The 18,272-nt window shown below is 66.0% G+C and carries 18 protein-coding genes; 5 read left to right on the plus strand and 13 right to left on the minus strand.

The window, feature by feature from the left end:
- Positions 1-45: 45 nt before the first annotated feature.
- Positions 46-786 carry an IclR family transcriptional regulator gene (locus tag HCA61_RS05760; protein ID WP_169687202.1) on the plus strand — a complete coding sequence of 247 codons (741 nt, stop codon included), beginning with the start codon at positions 46-48 and terminating at the stop codon, positions 784-786.
- On the opposite strand, the gene HCA61_RS05765 is transcribed toward HCA61_RS05760, so the two are convergent.
- The gene (locus tag HCA61_RS05765; protein ID WP_169687461.1) at positions 768-1,538 is read right to left on the minus strand and encodes an SDR family NAD(P)-dependent oxidoreductase; all 771 of its coding nucleotides are present in this window, start codon (positions 1,536-1,538) and stop codon (positions 768-770) included. The two genes, HCA61_RS05760 and HCA61_RS05765, sit on opposite strands and share 19 nt — an antisense overlap.
- 109 nt (positions 1,539-1,647) lie before the next feature.
- Between HCA61_RS05765 and HCA61_RS05770 the strand changes: the two genes are divergently transcribed.
- Complete coding sequence (locus HCA61_RS05770) at positions 1,648-2,235, plus strand: TetR/AcrR family transcriptional regulator (protein ID WP_169687203.1); 588 nt, start codon at positions 1,648-1,650, stop codon at positions 2,233-2,235.
- Between the two features lie 39 nt (positions 2,236-2,274).
- Here the strand turns inward: HCA61_RS05770 and HCA61_RS05775 are convergent, their stop codons facing one another.
- Positions 2,275-3,405, minus strand: a complete 1,131-nt coding sequence (locus HCA61_RS05775; protein WP_169687204.1) for a Rieske 2Fe-2S domain-containing protein — start codon at positions 3,403-3,405, stop codon at positions 2,275-2,277.
- A gap of 425 nt (positions 3,406-3,830) precedes the next feature.
- Complete coding sequence (locus HCA61_RS05780; RefSeq protein ID WP_169687205.1) at positions 3,831-4,514, minus strand: TetR/AcrR family transcriptional regulator; 684 nt, start codon at positions 4,512-4,514, stop codon at positions 3,831-3,833.
- Positions 4,515-4,592: 78 nt separating this feature from the next.
- Here HCA61_RS05780 and HCA61_RS05785 point away from each other — a divergent pair, with 78 nt between their 5' ends.
- Both HCA61_RS05785 and HCA61_RS05790 read left to right on the plus strand, forming a co-directional pair.
- Positions 4,593-5,513, plus strand: coding sequence for an alpha/beta hydrolase (locus HCA61_RS05785; RefSeq protein ID WP_169687206.1), 921 nt, complete (start codon positions 4,593-4,595; stop codon positions 5,511-5,513).
- Positions 5,514-5,602: 89 nt separating this feature from the next.
- Positions 5,603-6,421 carry an MHYT domain-containing protein gene (locus HCA61_RS05790; protein ID WP_169687207.1) on the plus strand — a complete coding sequence of 273 codons (819 nt, stop codon included), beginning with the start codon at positions 5,603-5,605 and terminating at the stop codon, positions 6,419-6,421.
- Here the strand turns inward: HCA61_RS05790 and HCA61_RS05795 are convergent.
- Complete coding sequence (locus HCA61_RS05795) at positions 6,353-7,390, minus strand: beta-ketoacyl-ACP synthase III (protein ID WP_169687208.1); 1,038 nt, start codon at positions 7,388-7,390, stop codon at positions 6,353-6,355. The two genes, HCA61_RS05790 and HCA61_RS05795, sit on opposite strands and share 69 nt — an antisense overlap.
- A 317-nt stretch (positions 7,391-7,707) precedes the next feature.
- On the opposite strand from HCA61_RS05795, the gene HCA61_RS05800 reads away from it, so the two are divergent.
- Entirely contained in the window at positions 7,708-8,058 is a 351-nt protein-coding gene (locus HCA61_RS05800) for a PLDc N-terminal domain-containing protein (protein WP_169687209.1), read from the plus strand.
- Between the two features lie 9 nt (positions 8,059-8,067).
- Here the strand turns inward: HCA61_RS05800 and HCA61_RS05805 are convergent, their stop codons facing one another.
- From HCA61_RS05805 to HCA61_RS05845, 9 genes are all read right to left on the minus strand, one after another.
- Positions 8,068-8,622, minus strand: coding sequence for a sugar O-acetyltransferase (locus HCA61_RS05805; protein WP_169687210.1), 555 nt, complete (start codon positions 8,620-8,622; stop codon positions 8,068-8,070).
- Between the two features lie 35 nt (positions 8,623-8,657).
- Positions 8,658-9,452, minus strand: a complete 795-nt coding sequence (locus HCA61_RS05810; RefSeq protein ID WP_169687211.1) for an inositol monophosphatase family protein — start codon at positions 9,450-9,452, stop codon at positions 8,658-8,660.
- A gap of 111 nt (positions 9,453-9,563) precedes the next feature.
- Positions 9,564-11,279 carry a phosphonate ABC transporter, permease protein PhnE gene (gene phnE, locus HCA61_RS05815; RefSeq protein WP_169687212.1) on the minus strand — a complete coding sequence of 572 codons (1,716 nt, stop codon included), beginning with the start codon at positions 11,277-11,279 and terminating at the stop codon, positions 9,564-9,566.
- Complete coding sequence (gene phnC, locus HCA61_RS05820) at positions 11,276-12,106, minus strand: phosphonate ABC transporter ATP-binding protein (protein ID WP_169687213.1); 831 nt, start codon at positions 12,104-12,106, stop codon at positions 11,276-11,278. The genes phnE and phnC overlap by 4 nt, the downstream gene beginning before the upstream one ends.
- Positions 12,107-12,142: 36 nt before the next feature.
- Positions 12,143-13,105 carry a phosphate/phosphite/phosphonate ABC transporter substrate-binding protein gene (locus tag HCA61_RS05825; protein ID WP_169687214.1) on the minus strand — a complete coding sequence of 321 codons (963 nt, stop codon included), beginning with the start codon at positions 13,103-13,105 and terminating at the stop codon, positions 12,143-12,145.
- A 210-nt stretch (positions 13,106-13,315) separates the two neighbouring features.
- On the minus strand, positions 13,316-14,545 hold the full coding sequence (locus tag HCA61_RS05830) for an alpha-D-ribose 1-methylphosphonate 5-triphosphate diphosphatase (protein ID WP_169687215.1): 1,230 nt from the start codon (positions 14,543-14,545) through the stop codon (positions 13,316-13,318).
- Positions 14,542-15,294, minus strand: coding sequence for an ATP-binding cassette domain-containing protein (locus HCA61_RS05835; RefSeq protein WP_169687216.1), 753 nt, complete (start codon positions 15,292-15,294; stop codon positions 14,542-14,544). Before HCA61_RS05835 ends, HCA61_RS05830 begins: the two co-directional genes overlap by 4 nt.
- Before the next feature lie 2 nt (positions 15,295-15,296).
- Entirely contained in the window at positions 15,297-17,162 is a 1,866-nt protein-coding gene (locus HCA61_RS05840) for an alpha-D-ribose 1-methylphosphonate 5-phosphate C-P-lyase PhnJ (RefSeq protein ID WP_240958964.1), read from the minus strand.
- Positions 17,162-18,271, minus strand: a complete 1,110-nt coding sequence (locus tag HCA61_RS05845; protein WP_169687217.1) for a carbon-phosphorus lyase complex subunit PhnI — start codon at positions 18,269-18,271, stop codon at positions 17,162-17,164. The genes HCA61_RS05840 and HCA61_RS05845 overlap by 1 nt, the downstream gene beginning before the upstream one ends.
- Between the last annotated feature and the right edge of the window lies 1 nt (position 18,272).

Consider the following 18,272-nt stretch of genomic DNA (forward strand, 5'->3'; position numbering starts at 1 on the left):
ACAGTTCTGTCGTACTGATTGATCGGTTGATCAATGGAGGATTGAATGAGACATGAGTTCGACTCCCCCGCCGCAGTCATCGACCGCGTCGCAGGCCTGCTCGACGAATTCCACGCCGGCGGTCACCTCACCCTGTCCGAATTGTCGGAACGCACCGGGGTGCCCCGGTCGTCCGTCCACCGACTCCTGAATCAGCTGATCGAAGCGGGGTGGGTTCGACGAGAAGGACGCAGGTACGCGCTGGGGCGCAGCATGTTCGAGTGGGGCGCCCTTGCGCAACATCACGACGAACTACACCGCGCCGCACACAACGTTCTGCACGAACTCCACTCCGCCACAGGCCTCGTCGCGCACCTGGCCGTCCTCGAGGGGCACGAGGTGCGATATCTCGACAAGGTCGGATGCGAGACGGTTCCGCTGCCCTCACGCGTCGGCGGCCGCCAGCCCGCATACCGCACCGCCCTGGGGAAAGCCCTGCTCGCGCACACGCACCTAAGTCCCTCGACCCCCGCGCTGCCCGGCGCCGACTCCACACGGCTACGCGGCGAGATCGCCCAGGTTCGCGAACGACACGTCGCTCAGGAGCGCGAGGAAACCGTGCGAGGGGTCGCGTGCGTTGCAGCCCCGATCGGAGACGGGCGCACGTGTTCCGGCGCGCTGTCCGTCACGGGAGCCGTCGACACCGTGGACGTCGTGTCGCTCGCCACCCCCGTCCGGGTTGCGGCGCGCGCGGTGTGGCGCGCGCTCTCTCACAATCACAAGGGATTTCAGCGCACGAGCGCCTGACCTCCGTCGACTGCCAAAGTATGCCCGGTGATGTACCGCGATGCAGCCCCGCACAGGAAGACCACCGCCGGCCCGATATCGGTCTCGGGATCTCCGAGCCTGCCCAGCGGCACGGTCGCGAGGTAGCCCGCAGCCGCATCCGGTTCGAGACGGAACCAGTCCTTCATGGTGTCCGAATCCGCCAGCGGCAGAATCGCGTTGACCCGGATCCCGTCGTCGGCCCATTCACACGCCGCGGTGCGCGTCAGCACCCGCACCGCCTCTTTCGCTGCGGCGTACGCTCCGGTGCCCGACGGGTCCCACCGAATCCCTGCCGCCGAACCCAGATTGACGATGCGACCACCTCCGCGGAGGTGGGGGTGGGCGGCCCGCATCATCCGCCATGTTGCCGTCGGTCCTGATTCCATCGCTCCGCGGTAGGTCTGTTCGTCCACTTCGAGGAGAAGCCCGTGCGCCGCAGTCATGGCATTGTTCACCAGTACGGTGAGCGCGCCGAACCTCTCGACCACCGCTGGGACGACATCCTCGACCGCCGCGGCGTCCGTCACGTCACAGACGAAGGGCTCGGCACTACCGCCACGATCGGTGATCTCGTCGGCGACCGCCGCAATGGCCGACGAAGTACGCCCGACCACCGCGACCTGCGCGCCCGCGGCTGCAAGGGCCAGCGCAATACCTCTACCGATACCCTGACCGGCGCCGGTCACGATCGCGGTATCACCCGCGAGTACTGCCTGCGCGTCTCGGACCATGGTCACACATACTCCTTATCGAACGTCGAATCCCATTGATCAATTGATCAATGGGTGTGGCACACTGACCCCGGCCATACCGGCGCCGACGCTCAGCAGAAAGGCTGCAATGGATCCGCAGCAACGCCGCAGGCAGATCCTCGATCGGTCTGCCGAGATCTTCGCCCGCAAGGGAATCAACGCCACCACGATCCGGGACATCGCGAAAGCGGTAGGCGTCCATTCCGGGGCGCTGTATCACTACTTCCCGTCGAAGGAAGCCATCGTCACCGAACTCATCCGCGAGTACATCGACGACATCTCCGAACGTTGCCGTGAGGTGATGGCGCTGGCGCTCTCACCCCTCGAGCGTATGGAAGCCCTGGCCGAGATAGCGCTGGATTCCAACGTGCAGTATCACGGAGCCACATCGATCTGGCGACGCGAAGGTGACTACATGCGCGAACGCGTTGTGGAAGCCGATATGGCCACAACCGCCGACGAAATGGAAGCCGCGTGGCGCAGCACCATCGCCGACGGCGTGGCCGATGGCACCTTGCGCACCGACATCGACTCCGAGATCCTCCGCGAGATGCTCTACGACGTCTTGTGGCATGCGACGCGCTGGCACCACCCCGAACCGGGTGAATCGATGGCCGAGCTCGCACACACGATCATCACCGTGTTCATCGACGGGATGCGCAACCGACCCGAATGACCTGTTCCGCCCGACCCGGACGGAACAGGCCCGACCTCACTACCGTGCAGCCAGGTTCTCCTCGACCTCCTTGTGCCACGACTCACGGGCACGGGTGGTGTCGACCTCGAACTCGAAACGTTGCGTCATGTCCGGTGTGACGTCTTCGACGTCGACGTAGAACTGGCTGTACCAGCGGCGCAACTGGTAGACCGGCCCGTCCTCCTCCGTGAGGAGCGGGTTCTCGATGCGCGACTTGTGTTCCCAGATCGCAATGTCCTGCTTGAACTGTTCTTCGAGACCGTCGGTGAACATCGTCGCCATCTCGGAGGCCTGTTCCTCGGACATGCCTTCGATCTTCTTGACGATCGTGCCGAACTGCAGCACGAACGAGTTCGACGTCACCGGGTAGTGGCAGTTGATGAGCTTCGACTCGATGGTCGTGCCCTCCGCCACGGTGTAGATCGTGTCGAGCATGAAGGACGGTCCGTAATAGAACGCATCCGAAATCGTCTGGGCTTCAGGCAGGTCCATCTGCACACCGGTCTTGATATCGTCGCGGCCGTACGAGCGCATGTGCTGGCCCGCCACATGCCCGTCGAAGACGTTCTTGAAGAACTCGGGCATCTGGAAGTGCACGTAGAAGAAATGCGCCATGTCGACGACGTTGTCGACGATCTCGCGGCAGTGCGAGCCCTCGACGTGGATGGTCGTCCAGGTCCACTCGGTCCACTCGCCGTCCTCGTATCCCTCGATTTCGGGGATCGTCACGTTCTCCGGTGGGGTCGTGCCCTGAGGGCAGTGCCAGACGAAGAGAACCCCGTTGCGTTCCATGGTGGTCCACGACTTCGTGCGCGCGAGCTTCGGGGTGCGGCGAGCGTAGGGGATCTCCTCACAGCGACCCTGGCCGTTCCAGCGCCAGTCGTGGAAGGGACATGCGATGGTGTCACCCTTGATCTCGCCGCGGGCGAGGTTGCCACCCATGTGCCTGCAGAATGCGTCGAGAACGTGGAGTTCTCCCTTCGTGTCGGCGAAGACCACCAGGTTGGTCCCGAAGACTTCGACCTGATGCGGCTTTCCATCACGGAATGACTTGGCAAGGCCGATGCAGTGCCACCCGCGGGCGAACCGGGTGGGATTGCTACCGGCTTCGATTGTGCGGATCTCGATGCGATCCTGTTCGACGGTCATGGAGTCCTCCAGGGCTGAGTTGGCTGAAAACGGCGGTCACCGCGAGGCGGTGACGGCTTCCTCGGAAGTCGGACATTCCTGGGATGAGAGGGGCCGCACGGGTGGCTCGACCCGCGTGGTCTGGAGAATCTCACCCTCGGCGACAGCCGCATCGACCGTGCGGTCCAGCGCCGCACAGCGCAGGAGATACGTGTGGGGGTCGATCTCGCGAGCAGCGGCGAATTCTCGACACGCATCGGAAGCCGATTCGCACCATTGGATACTCGTGTGGGCTGGGCTGTACTTTGCGACGAGTACGCGGGTGCCACAGGTGTGGCAATCGAGCGACTGCATTCTGGCCGTTCCCTTCCTCGGATGACCCGAGGCTACGAAGGGGATGTGGCAGCAACCACAATGTTTCAGCCCAGCGGGAAGTTCGTCCGGCGTCAGGCCCCCGCGAGCACGCCCTCGAGGACTCGGCGCAGCACCTGATCGAACATGTCCCCGGGGGCGTCGTCGGCACCGGGGTGTGCCAACGCTGCCGCGACGAACGGGTGGTCTCCTTGTTCGGCGATCTTGTGCAGATACGCGACCTGCGCGGTGAGGCGCATCCGCCGGGACTCGCCCCCACTCACCTCGGCGCGAGCGAATTGCTGGACAAGAGAATTCAGCACCGCGATCGCCTGCATCTTCACGTGGCCGGGCACGTCGACAGATGCCATCGCACGGAGGGAGTACTCGAGAAAGTCGATGGTGCGTGGCCCGATACGCATCGACTCGACCGGCAGATCGAGCAGCCACGGGTATTTCACGTGGACGATCTTCGCGCGTCGGGCCAGTGCGATGAGATCGTCGATCGGCTCGCCTCGTAAGGGCACGTCGAGGTCGATCTCGCCGACCGTGGCATCGACCATGATGTCGAAGATGTCGTCCGAACCGGAAACGTACCGATACACGGCCGATTGGCTGACGCCGAGTTTCTGAGCGATCCGGCGGGTGGAGACGGACGGCAAGCCGCCTTCCGACGCAAGCTCCATCGCAACAGCGGCGAGGTCGCTCCTACTGTGTGACGGGGCCGGGCCGCGTGTGCCGTCGGCACGGTCCCAGACGATCTGCACCTTCTTCGCCACACGAATCCCCTTCCGCTCGTCGCCGTTCTGCCCTATCCTAAACTGAGTTCACCGAACGCAGTTTAGGATAGGGGCAAGATGCCGTCCGACAATTCATGGGGACCGCGACAATGGGCACAGAACGGGTCGGTGCGCATCGCGTTCGACCGGTTCATGCCCGAGCGCGACGGCGACCCACTTCTCGTCGCGACCGGGTTGGGTGTCAACCGCCACTCGATCCCTGACGGGTTCTTCCGGGAGCTCGCGAAGCAGGGATTCGCCGTCGTGCGATACGACCAGCGGGACGGCGGCGAGTCGACCCACTTTCCGCCGACACCCACACGAAACCCGATCACCGCGTTGTTGGGCAGGCGTGGTGGGGCCTACACCGCCGAAGACATGGCAGACGACGCCGCAGCAGTGCTCGACGAACTCGGCTGGGGCTCGGCACACCTGCTCGGAGTCTCGCTCGGTGGTGCGGTCGCCCAGCGCGTCGCCCTCAGGCATCCGCAGCGGGTCCGGTCGCTCACCACGGTCGCGGCTGTCCCCGGTGATGTGGCGGGGTGGCGCACACTCCGCTTCATCCGGGTGCGCACACTCGGCAAGTTCGCAAAGCTGAAGTTCCCCGACACCCGCGAGGGTGCGATCGAGGCGGGGCTCGCCGTTGCCGAGCTTCTGTCGTCACCTCGTGCCATATTCGACGAGATGTCGGTTCGAGCAAGGTTGGAAGACAATCCCGACAGCGGCGTCCACGACCAGGAATCGCAGAGTAGGCAGATCGGCGCACAGTGGAGCGGTCCGACGATCGACACGATCGCGTGCCCCGCCCTGATCGTCCACGGCGAAGACGATCCCCTCATCGCCCCCAAGGCGGCCCATGCCATCGCGTCCAAGATCCCTGCGGCTCGCACACTGCTCCTTCCCGCAGTCGGACATGACCTCCCCGAGCATGCGTGGGCTCCGCTCGTCACCGCGATCCGCGAACTCGCCGACACGCCCACGAGACATCTTTCTCCGTAGTCGTTCAGCAGTCGGGTAAGTCTCCGCGTGTGGGATATGGTCGGGCCGCTGGACCACAGAAGGTGCAGTAGCTGGACACAGGGGATCGCATGCCGCACGAACAGCACTTCACGATGGGATTGTGGGTGCCGTACCTGGCATTCGTCACCGCCGCGGTCGGCTGCTACGTCGGATTGTGCTGCGTGCAGCAGTCCCGCAAACACCTGACGTCCACTGCCGGTGTGGGCTGGCTCGTGATGGCTGCCCTGTCGATCGGCGGTGTCGGCATCTGGCTGATGCATTTCATCGGGATGTCCGGCTTCTCGGTCCCGACCTCCCCCGTCCGTTACGACCTCGGCGCCACCCTGTTCTCGGTGGTACTTGCGGTAGGGGCGACACTGTTCGGGCTGTTGATCTCGAACGCTCGTCTCTCCGCCGCCCAGCGATTGTCTCGCTCCGCGTCGATCACGCTCGGCGGCGCGGTGATGGGCACGGCCATCGTCCTCATGCACTACACCGGCATGGCCGCCATCAGGATACGGGGCACCATCGAGCACGATCCGAAGATGGTTGCGGTCTCCGCTGCCGTCGGCATCCTCGGGTCTGCGGCTGCGATGTGGATGTTCGAAAGCCCCGGGAAACTTCACGTGCGCGTGGCGTCGACCCTGCTGCTTGCCTGCGGCGTGGTAGCGCTGCACTACACCGGCATGGTCGGCATGAGTGCACAGGTCGACCTCGAGGCACAGGCGCCCGAGGGAATGACGGTGCTATCGCTGCTGTTCCCGGCGTTCGTCATCGGCATCGTCCTCCTTGCGGTGCCGATCGTGGCGCTGCTGGTCAGCACCGAGAGCGACCATGACCTAGACGATGGGGGGCAGCTGAACAACCTGTCCCGCGTAGGCAAGCCCGGCACCGAAACCGACGAGTAGCGCGGTATCCCCCGGTTTGGATACGCCGGACCGAAGAAGCTCCTCCATGGCCATCGGGATCGATGCGGCGCTCGTGTTGCCGGTCTCTCCGATATCGCGCGCAACCGCAACGCTCTCGGGCAGATGCAGCCCTTTGATGAGTGCGTCGGTGATACGGCTGTTCGCCTGGTGCGGGACGAAGGCGTCGAGGTCGGCGGCGTTGACGCCGGACTTCTCCAACGCGTCGGTGCACGCCTTCCCCAGGAAACTCACCACCCAGCGGAACACCGCCGATCCGTTCATCCGGATGTACGGGCGCACTGCCGGCGCTCCACCCGCGGCCGCTGCTTCGACTTCGTCGAAGTAGGACATGAAATCCTTGTCCTGCTTGATGGCGTCGGTCTGGCTTCCGTCCGAACCCCAGGCGACCGGACCGATCCCCTCCGAATCGGATGGGCCGACCACGGCCGCACCGGCACCGTCCGCGAAGATGAACGCGCAGGTCCGGTCGGTCGGCTCGAGCAGATCGGACAACCGTTCGACGCCGATGACCAGCACGTTCCTGGCCTGTCCGGCACGAACGAGTGCCGCAGCATTGCCGAGCGCGTAACAGAAGCCCGCGCAGCCGGCCGAGATGTCGTAGGCGGCGGTGTCCTTCATCCCCAGTTCCGTGGCCACCACAGCTCCCGCCGACGGCCCCAGCACCATCAGCGACGACGTGGCAAGGACGACCGCGTCGATCTGATCGGCCTCGAGACCGGCCGCGGCGAGCGCGTCGCGGGACGCGGCGACACTCATCGAGACGATCGATTCATCCTCGTCGGCCCACCGTCGCGAGGAGATGCCGGAACGTGTCTTGATCCATTCGTCGGAGGAATCGATCTGGTCGACGATCTCGGCATTGGGCACGACGCGGCGCGGTCGGTACACCCCCAAACCCAACAGAGCAGCGTGGGTGACGGGTGCGGCGGTGGCGATCTGAGCGGGCATGACTTCCTCTCCACATGAACCTGGTGGGTTCACCCTCGTATTCAATTGTGTGCAGTGAACGGCGTTCCGCACCCCGACAATGCCGACAGCCTGCGTCCGGCGCCCATTTTCTTCGGGAAGGTTCACGTTGTCACCTTTTGGTCCAGGTTGCTCAAGTGACACGCGGTGAGATGATCGGTCCGCCGTCGAGCTGGGCTTCGACGAGCTCCAACCCCGTGTGCCGGCCCGCACCGTGCCCCCGCAGGTCGAATGCAGGTAGGCCTGGTGGTCGGCCACCGGGCCTACGCGCCCTGCACCACGCCTGCTAACTTGCGGGAGTGCCATACCTCGGATTGATCGTGACACTGCTGTGGTTGGGCTGCCTCGTCGATGTGATCTGCTCCGACGAAGATCGAGTCCGGCACCTGCCCAAATTGTTGTGGCTGATGATCGTGCTTCTGCTGCCGCTGGCGGGGTCGGTGCTCTGGCTGATCCTCGGCCGACCTCAGGGCATCGTGGAAACTCTGACGTCCAAGTCCGCTCCCGAATACCCCCGACCCACCCGCCCTGTGCTCGATCCCGAGCACGACGAGGACTTCCAGCGCCGCTTCCGTGCGCGCGTCGAAGAGCAGCGGCGCCTCGCGAAGGAGCAGCGCCAGCTCGACGACGGCAACGAGAACGCCGGCTGACTCTCCGGGTCAGAGACGTTTGACGACCGCGGCGGGCACCCCCGCGGCAACGACGTTCGGCGGAAGATCCTTCACGACGACCGCGCCCGCACCGACGACGGTGTTCTCCCCGATCGTGACACCCGGCCCGACGATGACGCCACCGCCGAGCCACACATTGTCTTCGATGGTGATCGGTTCGGCCGATTCCCACTTGGCGCGGCGCAGTTCGGGGTCGATCGGATGGGTGGGCGTCAGCAACTGCACGTTGGGACCGATCTGCACGTCGGCGCCGATGGTGATGCGCCCTACGTCGAGCATCACGGCCCCGAAGTTGACGAAGGTACCTGCCCCGATGGTGACCTGGTATCCGTAGTCGACGTACAGGGGCGGGCGGATCTCGGCCCGCTCGCCCAGGCCGCCGACCAGTTCGGCCAGGAGTGCGCGTCGCGCATCCGGGTCTGCGGCGCTCGTGGCGTTGAACTTCTCGCTCAGCGTGGCCGCGCGCAGTGCATCGGCCGCAAGTTCGGGGTCGTCGGCACGGTAGAGTTCGCCGGCCAGCATGCGGGCCTTCTGTCCGGACATCAACACTCCCGTCGGTTTCGATGTCCTTGCGAAGACTACCCGCGAACGGCTTCGCGCAGTTCGGCTGCGAGGTCGTCGGTAGCAGCGACGATGCCGCTCCACCGTTTCGTCAGGTCGGTGTCGAACACGATGGGACGGTCGTACGCGTCGATCACTGCACCACCGGATGCCTCGACCTGCACGACCGCGGCGGCGATGTCCATCAAACGGTGCGTGTCGCTGCCTGCGTCGACGAACGCGTCGGTCGACCCTGTCGCGACGAACACCGACTCGAGGGTGCTGCAGCTGAGTATGCGGATGCGCGTGGCCTTCTCTGCGACACGCCACCAGGCGTCGCGGTTGCGTTCGTGCGGACGGAGCATCGAGACCGCGGCCGACGACAGAGACGTGCAGCCGCTGGTGCGAAACGCGGACCTACTGCGCGAGGCCCACCAGGTCTGTCCGGTGTGCAGCCAGGTCGTCGACGCCTCGGTGAAGTCACCGTCGATCACCGCCGCAGCGCTGAAACATGCCAGCGGGATACCCGCGGCCGCGTTGGCGGAGCCGTCGACGGGGTCGACGACGAGGGTGACGGCAGATCCGACATCGATCCAGCCCCGCTCCTCCGAGAGCACGTTCGCACCGGCCGCCGTTGCCGCGGAGATGATGGCGTCCTCGACGAGGACGTCGATGAACATCGTCGGTGTGCCGTCGGCACCCTCCATCGCGATCGACTTCAGTTTCTCCCGCGAATACTTCGCGACGGCGTCGCGGTACGCGGTGAGGGCGGCATCGGACGCCGCGGTCAGCATGCGTCCGGCAGTGGTGTGGTCGGAGTCGGTGAGAGTCATATGGGTACTCCAGATGGTGTGGCGTGGCATGGCACGGCATGGCGTGGCCGAATGTCACCTTTGGTCACCTCGAGTAGATGAAGGTGACGTTCGGTCAGTTGGCAGCGGGAATCAGGACACGACCTTGCGGACCCAGATCGCCAGACCCTCGACGATCATGACCACCGCGAAGATCATCAGCACGATCATGGTGACCACGTCGAACTGCATGACTCGGGCCGCGTTCATCAGGTAGAAGCCGAGTCCGCCTGCGCCGACGACACCGAGCAGTGTCGCGGCACGGATATTGGTGTCGAGCTGATAGAAGATGTGCGCGATGATCGCGGGCCCGGACTGGCGAATCGTCGCGGCGATGAGGACCTGCATGCGTGTCGCGCCGCCGGCAATCACCGCCTGTTGCGCGCGGATGTCGGTTTCCTCCACGGAGTCTGCGATCAGCTTGCTGAACAGGCCGATTGCGCCGACCGACAGCGCAATTGCGCCGGCTGTGGCACCGAGACCGGTCACGACGATCACGATGATCGCCAGGATCAGATCCGGGATACCGCGGACGATCACGATGAAGACGCGGAATCCCTTCGCGACCCCCCGAGTGGGTGCGACATTGCGGGCTGCGAGGAGACCGACGGGGACCGCCACGATCAGGCCGATCAGAGTTGCCGCGAGAGCAATCTGCAGAGTGACGATCAGCTGTTTCCACAGTTCGTCGCCGATACCGCCGGTGCCGGGTGGGAAGAACAGCGAGAGGGTATTCCACATCGAGCCGAAACCCTCGGCCATACGGGACAAGTCGATGTTCGCTGACCAGACGGAGGCCAACAGCGCCAGCACGAAGAGTGCGACGTAGGAAGTACGGACGATCCGCTCCCCCGTCCAGGGTCGACTGATGCGATACCGGCCGTCGGAAGTCCGCAGTGCAGTCGGGGACTGCTTCTCACCCGGCTCACGATCCACCCAGCCGCCCTGAGCATTCGAGACACGGTCGCGGAGACGCGAGAACAAGCCACGCCGCGCGGGGGCCTTGTCGCCGAGCACCATCCTGCGCAGGGCGCCGGAGATCAGCTCGACGATGACGCACAGCGCGACGATGAACAGCGCCAGCGCCATGCCGCGCTGATAGTTCATGGTGCGCAACGCACTCGACAGTTCGAGACCGATGCCGCTGACACCGACGTAGCCGAGGATGACAGAGGCACGCAGGTTGATGTCGAACCGGTGCAGGGCCGTGGCGACGATCGCGGGCATGACCTGCGGCAGCACTCCGCCGGTGATCTGCTGCCACCACGTGGCGCCCGCGGCGCGCAGTGCGTCCCGCGGACCGGGGTCGGTGTCTTCGATCGCGTCGGCGTACAGCTTTCCGATCATGCCGATCGAGTGGATGCCGAGTGCGAGGATGCCGCCGATCGCGCCGAGGCCGAACAGACGCAGGAACAAGATCGCCAGCACCAGTTCGGGAATGGCACGGGTGACGACGATGATGGTGCGCGCAGGCATCCGAAGCGCCGTGCGGGGTGCGGTGTTGCGGGCAGCTCCGAGCGCGACGGGGATGCTCAGCACCACAGCCAATACGGTGGCGAGGAGCACGATCCCCAGGGTCTGCCCGGTCGTCGCGGCGAGCTCACCGAGGGGCGGGAAATCGAGTGGGAAGATCCGCGACAGGAACTCGGCTGCGTTGCCGATACTGTCGACGATCGTCGCGAAATTGATCTTCAGCGATGCGATCGACCACAGGGCCGCCGCGAACAGGCCGAACAGGATGACCTGCGCGCTGATGGTCTGCCACGTGGGGCGTGGCAGCGTCTTCACCGGTGGCGCGGTAATCGTCATCGGTTCGCGGTGGCCTGAGCGGACGCGACCGGTTCGACCGCCGAGTAGATGCTCATCGTCTCGCTCCGGTCGATCGTCGACACCGGCTTGTCGAGCACCACCTGTCCGCCGCGCAGACCGATGAGTCGGTGCCCCCACGACAATGCGAGATCGACCTGGTGCAGGCTGCACACCACCGTCAGGTCGTCCTCTGACGCAATCTGGGAGATCAGCGCCATGACCTGCGCCGACGACTCGGGATCGAGCGAGGCGACGGGTTCGTCGGCGAGGAGGATCCTCGGCTTCTGGATCAGTGCGCGCGCCACCGCGACTCGCTGCTGCTGCCCACCGGAGAGCGTGTCGGCGCGCTGGAACGGACGGTCTGCGAGACCGACGCGGTCGAGTTGTTCCATGGCGGACAGACGCACCGACTTCGGGTACATCGGGAGACCGAACCTCGGTCCACGCAAAGAGCCGAGAGCACCGGAACACACGTTCTCGAGCACCGACATGTTGCCGACGAGGTGGAACTGCTGAAACACGAATCCAACCTTGCGTCGAAGTTCCCGCAGTTCACGGCCGCGGGCAGCGCCCACCTCGTGCCCGAGGACCCGCACGGCACCCGATGTGGACGGGTGCAAACCGTTGAGCAGACGCAGCAGAGTCGACTTACCCGACCCCGACAGGCCCAGCAGCGCAACCACTTCACCGGGGTAGACCGTCAGCGACACGTCGTCGAGCACGCGGAGATCCGGTGCGAACACCTTGCTCACGTGGTCGAGTTCGATGGTGGGCCGGAGAATCTTGTCGATGGATGCGCCGAGGCGCGCATGGTCGGGGTCGGTCATGGCGGACTCCAGATGTCGAGGGATTTCGGATTCGGGTCAGGCTGTGCAGGAGGGGGATTGAGTGATCTCGCAGACCTTGCGGACACCGTCGTAGAAGTCGTCGGCGACGGGGATGAATCCGTATTCGGTGCCCTCGGGAAGCTCACACTCCTGCTCGCTGGCGCAGTAGCCGCCCTCGACGAGTGCGGGGCGGTTGAGCTTCGTCGCGTAGATGTCGGTGAGCTGGTCGATGAGGTCCTGCGGCAGCGTGGTCAGCACCGCTGAGGGGCTGGCCGCGATCATCTCGGACTCCCAGATCACGTCGAGGTCGCCCTCGGCCAGATCGCCCTTCTGGACGAGAGTTTCGGTCACCATCGTGTCGAATGCGAAACCGGCGTCGCACTGGCCGCTCTTGACCGCGAGTGCGGAAGCGTCGTGGCCGCCCGCGAAGACCGGGGTGACGTCCTTCTCGGGGTCGACGCCGGCCTCGAGCAGACCCGCCGACGGGTAGAGATACCCGGAGGTGGAGGTGGGGTCGACGAAACACACCGTCTTGCCGCGGAAGTCTTCGAGCGACCGGATGTCGGATCCCGCAGGCACGATCGCGTACGACTGGTAGCCGGGTTCCTCGTCGGGGCTGTCGGCGAACACCCCCAGTGGCTGTACAGGCACGCCACCGTCCTTCGCGGTGGCGTAGGAGAAGGGGCCGTAGTGGCCGATATGCACCTTGCCTGCGCGCTGGGCCTCGATGACGGCCGCGTAGTCGGTGGCGTTCTGGAACTCGACCGGGATACCCGTCTCGTCTTCGATGACCTGCTGAATCAGCGAGAATTCCTGCGCCAGGCTGGTGCTGTCCTCGCTCGGGATGGAGGCGAGCACCAAGGTCTCCGGGGCGCCTTCGCTTCCGGTCGCGCCCGCCGAGCTGTCTTCGTCGGCACTGGAACCACACGCGGACAGCGTGAGCACGGCCGCCGCGGCCACAGCCACCGCAGACCAAGTACGGGAAGAGGTAATACGCATGAGAGGAAACTCCTTGTCGAACACGCGGAAGCGAGTCGGGGCACGAGGGGGCGACACCTTACCGGCATCGTTGGAGTCCAGACTGTCTGTATGGTGCATCGAATCTCCCAACCCGAGGTGAACTCCTCCCCTCGACCGGACGACGTTCACGGTGTGTTGTGCGATCAATGCACCTCGGCCCCGCAACCGAATGGGTGCGAGGCCGAGGATTCACGATGCGCGTAGTACCGCGCGGGTCACCGGGTGACCGTGTTCGAGCGAGACCAGGACGAGGTCGGCGCGCTGACCGGTGGTCAGCGCACCTCGGTCGGCAAGCCCGACCGCGGTCGCGGGACCGCTCGTGACGAGTCCGACCGCCGCGGGCAACGCCATGCCGCGCTCCGCGAGAGCGAACGCGGCACCGAGCAGCGACGACGGCAGGTAGTCCGACGCCAGCGCCGTCACCAGCCCCAGCTCGGCCAGTTCCCCGGCGGAGACATTGCCCGAGTGGGAGCGTCCACGCAGCACGTTCGGGCCGCCCATCACCACGGACATGCCGCGGTCACGCGCTTCCCGCGCCGCTTCGACCGTAGTGGGGAACTCGGCGACGTTGCCTCCGCGTGCGGCCAGATCCGCGATCTCGACGGCCGATTCGGGATCGTGCCCGAAGACGCGGGCCAGACCGCTGCGCGACTGTTCTGCAAGCCATCCCATCGTCTCGTCGCGGACACCGGCGTTGGCCTCGCGCTCGGCCGCCAGGCCGTCCACCACCTTGCGTGCATCCTCCACCGAGATTCCGCGTACGCCGGCGATGTGGTTCTCGTAGTAGGTTCGGTCGGCGTATTGGCCGATCCCCGGCGTGTGGTCCTCGTGTGAGATGACCGCGGGGGTTGTGGTGGTGACGACACCCGCCGCAACCAGCCGGTCGAATTCCTCACGCATGGCCTTGAATCCGGCCGCGGACCGCACGTCGAGGCGATGCAGGACCCGGTGGTCGACGAGTCGTGCGTCGGTGTCGCGGGTGCTCCAGTCCTCGATCGACTCGCACATCTGCTGCGCGACATGGACGCTGCGCCCCGTCGTCGCGGTGGCGCGATCGGAGAACGATGCACCGTGGAACACGGTCGTCACACCCGCCGCCCGCACCTTGCCCTCGAACGACATGAGGGAGAACGCCCACGGCAGTTCGACACCCGGTCGCGGGAGACGCTCCTTCTCCAGTCCGTCGGAATGCACGTCGACGAGGCCCGGCACACACAGGAGCCCACCGCCGTCGACGTCGGACCGCACTCCGGGGGTGGACGGGCCGACCTCCTCGATCATGCCGTCGCGCACCACGATGCGTGCGTCGTCGAGAATGCGGTCCGGCAGCACCGCCCGGACGTGGCCGACCACATAGTTCTGCGGTGCGCACTGCAGCGTCCATGCTGCGGTAGCGGGTGCGGTTTCGATTCCGGTCATGCTGCATCTCCCAACACATCTGCGGCGGATCCGATTCGGGCAATGTGACCGTCGGCGAACCGCACGACACGTGTCGCGAGACGGTGCATGGCATCGAGATCGTGGAACACTGCGAGCACCGCGACACCGGACGCCGACAGCGACGCGATCAGGTCGAGTGCACGCTCGCGGTTGACCGGGTCGAGGGCCGACACCGGCTCGTCGAGCAGGAGCAGCCGCGGCGGGTGGACGGTGCCGGCAGCGATGTTCACCCGCTGACGTTCACCACCGGAGAGCACACTGCAGTCGACGTCCCACAATGCTTCGTCGAGCGAGAGTCGCTGCAGTGCTTCGGCAGCGGCGTCGCGGGCATCGGCGCGGTTCATTCCGCGGCGACGAGCGGATGCCGCAACCACCTCCAAGGGTGCTGTGCGCGGCGGCGCCGACAGGAACTGCGACACGTAGCCGAGTTCGCGTCCGCGCAGCCGGGCCATCTCCCGGTCGGACAGCTCGGTGAGTTCGACGGGGCCTTCGTCGGTGTGCAGCACGATCGAGCCTGAGTCGGGCAGGTAGCTGCGGTGCACACAACGCAGGAAACTCGACTTTCCGGCACCCGACGGTCCTGCGAGCGCGACGTGTTCACCGCGGCCGACCTCGAGCTCGACGCCGTGCAGCGACGTGACGGTGCGACCGTCGATGGTGTGGAGGGTGAAGGATTTGCGCAGGTCGCGGACGGTGAGAACCGGATCTGCGGTAGCGGGCTCAGACATGGTCACCTCCGTGCGGCTGCAACGAGCCGCTGGGTGTAGGGGTGGTGGGGGTCCTGGAACAGCTGGTCGGTGAGCCCGCTCTCGACGACGCGGCCGACGTTCATCACGAGCGTGCGGTCGGTGAGTGCCTCGATGACCGCGAAGTCGTGACTGACGACCACGGCGGCGGTGTCCCGTTCGGCGAGTAGATTCCGCAGCAGATCGAGCACACCGGCCGCAACCGACGCGTCGAGCCCTGTCGTGGGCTCGTCCAGCAGCAGTACGCGCGGATCGGTCGCAAGGGCCTTCGCGATCTGCACGCGCTGACGCATCCCGCCGGAGAACGTGTGGACGGGATCGTCCATACGCTCGAGAGGCACCTCGACCTTCTCCAGCAGATACGCGGCACGGTCGCGGATCTCGTAGTAGTTGCGCCAGCCCGCGGCGGTGAGTCGCTCGGCGATGTTGCCACCCGCGGAGACCGTCATCGTCAGTCCGTCGGCGGGATTCTGGTGCACGAGACCGAGGGTGTCGATGCGCAGCGCGCGGCGTTCGGTGTCGTCGAGGGTGAACACGTCGGTGGTCCCGCCTCCGACGGTGGTCAGGAACATCGAGCCGCTGGTGGCCTTGTCGTCGCCGATCAGGCAGCGCAGCACCGTCGACTTGCCCGACCCCGACTCGCCGATCAGGCCGAGCGCCTCACCGGGCGCGACGTCGAAGCTGACATCCCACGCCGCGACGACGGCACCGGTGACCGGGCTGATCGCGGTGCCGGTCTCGGGGCCGGTTCCCGGGACGGCGTCGGCACCACCGGGGCCGTGCACCTTGCCGACGTCCCGGACGGCCAGGGTCCAGCCGTCGGGTTGCGCGGGGACGGGTCGATCGGTGAGTTCGGCCGGATCGCGGCGGGTCACCGCGTTCGCGGCGCGGACGCGGCGCTGCGGGTCGGGAAGGAACTGCAACGGGGAGTGCGCACCGTGGAGCGCCTCGTCGATATCCGCGTCGATGACGCGAGTGCACCACTCGACGTCGCTGCACATCATGCGCCCGGGCGATGCCTCGACGAGAAACGTGTCGGACGAACCGCAACGTACGCAGGCCTGATCGTCGCTGCCCTCGACCTCGAACGGGACGTCGTCGAATGTGAGCGGCTGCACCGGGGTGTAGGGCGGGACTGCGAAGATGCGCTTCTCGCGTCCGGCCCCGAGCAGCGTCAGATGCGGTGAATTATGCAGGCGCGGGACATCCCATCGCGGGATCGGCGACGTGATCATCACGTACCGGCCGTCGACGAGCACCGGGTAGCCGGTGGTCTTGGTGATGACGCCGTTGCGGACGAGGTCCTCGTAGAGGCTGACCCACATCATCGAATAGTCGGCCTCGGCGTGCATACGGGCACACTCGGTGACCGATTTCTGCACGGCCCGAAGAGGTTCCGAGTTGGGGACCTGCAGCACGAGGATCTGCTCCTCGGTCATCGGCTCCTCGGGGATGCGGTGACGCGACTGGATGATCGTCGACTCGCGGGTGTCCTTGGTGGAAGCACACTTCTCGCTCGCCTCGATCAGGCGTCGTAGGTTCGTGGCGTTGACGCCGTCGTCGTCGCCCTGATCGATGACCTTGACGACATCGGCACCGCCGACGACGCCGAGCGTGACCTGTAGGCCGCCGGAGCCCCAGCCGCGGGCAACGGGCATCTCGCGGGAACCGAACGGGGTCAGGTAACCGGGCACACACACCGCGGTCAGTGTCGCGCGACGAATCTCGCGTTTGGATCCTTCGTCGAGGATGCCGCGTTCACGGGTGGCGGCGTCGATCGCGTCAAGGGTGTGGGTGACGCGCGAGGCGGTGTCCCGCAGAGTATTACGGGTAGTGAGCAGGTCGGTCATCAGCAGGTCCTTCCGAGAGGTTCGGTGTTGCGGTCCGCGGCGTCGTCGGCGCCGGCCTGCACGGCGAGCTTCCGGTCGATCATCGAGCGGAAGGTGACGTAGTGCGGAAGCTTGAGATGTTCGAGGAAGCCGCAGGAGTCGAGGCCGTCGGTGGTGAGCAGCAGGGTCTGCTCGAGACCGGCGGTGTCGCCGAAGCGGCGGCATGCGATATCCAGGTTCGCCATCGCGATGGCTTTGCGTTCGTTGTGTCCGAAGCACAATCCGTAGCCGACGTCGAAGCGGCCGCGGTCCTCGTCGGGGCCGTTGAGATCTTCGATCGCCTCACATTCGGTGACGCGAACATCGCCGACCGCGAAGGCGGTTCCGGTATGGGGGTGGCGCACGCGCACCGGTACGCGGCCGTGTCGAACCTCGCCGAGGGTGACCTCGTGCAGGTTGCCTTCGGTGCCGCGGATCGAGCGGTACCACGTGCCGATCAGCGAACCTGTCTCGGCGCGTGCCATCGACGCGAGCACCGCCGATCGCGGCGCGGGAGGCGCAGCGGGGTGTCGGGAGATGTCGAACGGTTCGGGGTCGGAGCCGTCGGTCGGGCGGCTGTCGGCGAGCAGGTCCATTTCACGCAGCAGTTCCGAGAAGCGCTTGGGGTGCCGCTCTGCTTCGGTCCGGTCGGGGGTGGGGGCCTCGTCGATGACGGTCGGCGGCACGGTCGCGTCGTCGCGGACGAGCATGCGGCCGGTGTAATCGCTGGTGCGGCCGAGCAACTGAGGTCCGTCCGGCGTGCGCCACGCAGGCACGATGCGGCGCAGCACCGTCATCTCGTCGGGGTCGACGGGTTCGCTGACCGCCAGTCGCGGAAGGGTCGATTGGTGGGCGCGGACGAGATGGGTGGCCTCGATGACGTCACCTTCCGCCTGGCGGAGCGCGTCGGCTGCGGTTTCGGGGTCGTAGAGCGACCCTTCACCCATCACACGGTCGACGGCGAGGCGCATGCGGCCCGTGATCTGTTCGGTGGTCAGGCGCGGTGAGTTGTCGGCTTCACGCGCAGTGCGGACGAGGCTTTCGGCGGCGAGGATTGCGTCGAGTCCGCCGCGGGCTCCTGAGTATCCCATG

It is taken from the genome of Rhodococcus sp. HNM0563 (assembly GCF_012726195.1).
In the GTDB taxonomy this organism is placed as follows: domain Bacteria; phylum Actinomycetota; class Actinomycetes; order Mycobacteriales; family Mycobacteriaceae; genus Rhodococcus.

What these genes read in the sequence shown, in the direction of transcription:
- HCA61_RS05825 (WP_169687214.1), bottom strand. Translation starts at nt 13,105, where the DNA reads ATGCGTATTACCTCTTCCCGTACTTGGTCTGCGGTGGCTGTGGCCGCG.
- HCA61_RS05830 (WP_169687215.1), bottom strand. Translation starts at nt 14,545, where the DNA reads ATGACCGGAATCGAAACCGCACCCGCTACCGCAGCATGGACGCTGCAG.
- HCA61_RS05790 (WP_169687207.1), top strand. Translation starts at nt 5,603, where the DNA reads ATGCCGCACGAACAGCACTTCACGATGGGATTGTGGGTGCCGTACCTG.
- HCA61_RS05775 (WP_169687204.1), bottom strand. Translation starts at nt 3,405, where the DNA reads ATGACCGTCGAACAGGATCGCATCGAGATCCGCACAATCGAAGCCGGT.
- HCA61_RS05760 (WP_169687202.1), top strand. Translation starts at nt 46, where the DNA reads ATGAGACATGAGTTCGACTCCCCCGCCGCAGTCATCGACCGCGTCGCA.
- HCA61_RS05805 (WP_169687210.1), bottom strand. Translation starts at nt 8,622, where the DNA reads ATGTCCGGACAGAAGGCCCGCATGCTGGCCGGCGAACTCTACCGTGCC.
- HCA61_RS05765 (WP_169687461.1), bottom strand. Translation starts at nt 1,538, where the DNA reads ATGGTCCGAGACGCGCAGGCAGTACTCGCGGGTGATACCGCGATCGTG.
- HCA61_RS05835 (WP_169687216.1), bottom strand. Translation starts at nt 15,294, where the DNA reads ATGTCTGAGCCCGCTACCGCAGATCCGGTTCTCACCGTCCGCGACCTG.
- phnE (WP_169687212.1), bottom strand. Translation starts at nt 11,279, where the DNA reads ATGACGATTACCGCGCCACCGGTGAAGACGCTGCCACGCCCCACGTGG.
- HCA61_RS05785 (WP_169687206.1), top strand. Translation starts at nt 4,593, where the DNA reads ATGCCGTCCGACAATTCATGGGGACCGCGACAATGGGCACAGAACGGG.
- HCA61_RS05810 (WP_169687211.1), bottom strand. Translation starts at nt 9,452, where the DNA reads ATGACTCTCACCGACTCCGACCACACCACTGCCGGACGCATGCTGACC.
- HCA61_RS05770 (WP_169687203.1), top strand. Translation starts at nt 1,648, where the DNA reads ATGGATCCGCAGCAACGCCGCAGGCAGATCCTCGATCGGTCTGCCGAG.
- phnC (WP_169687213.1), bottom strand. Translation starts at nt 12,106, where the DNA reads ATGACCGACCCCGACCATGCGCGCCTCGGCGCATCCATCGACAAGATT.
- HCA61_RS05795 (WP_169687208.1), bottom strand. Translation starts at nt 7,390, where the DNA reads ATGCCCGCTCAGATCGCCACCGCCGCACCCGTCACCCACGCTGCTCTG.
- HCA61_RS05845 (WP_169687217.1), bottom strand. Translation starts at nt 18,271, where the DNA reads ATGGGATACTCAGGAGCCCGCGGCGGACTCGACGCAATCCTCGCCGCC.
- HCA61_RS05840 (WP_240958964.1), bottom strand. Translation starts at nt 17,162, where the DNA reads ATGACCGACCTGCTCACTACCCGTAATACTCTGCGGGACACCGCCTCG.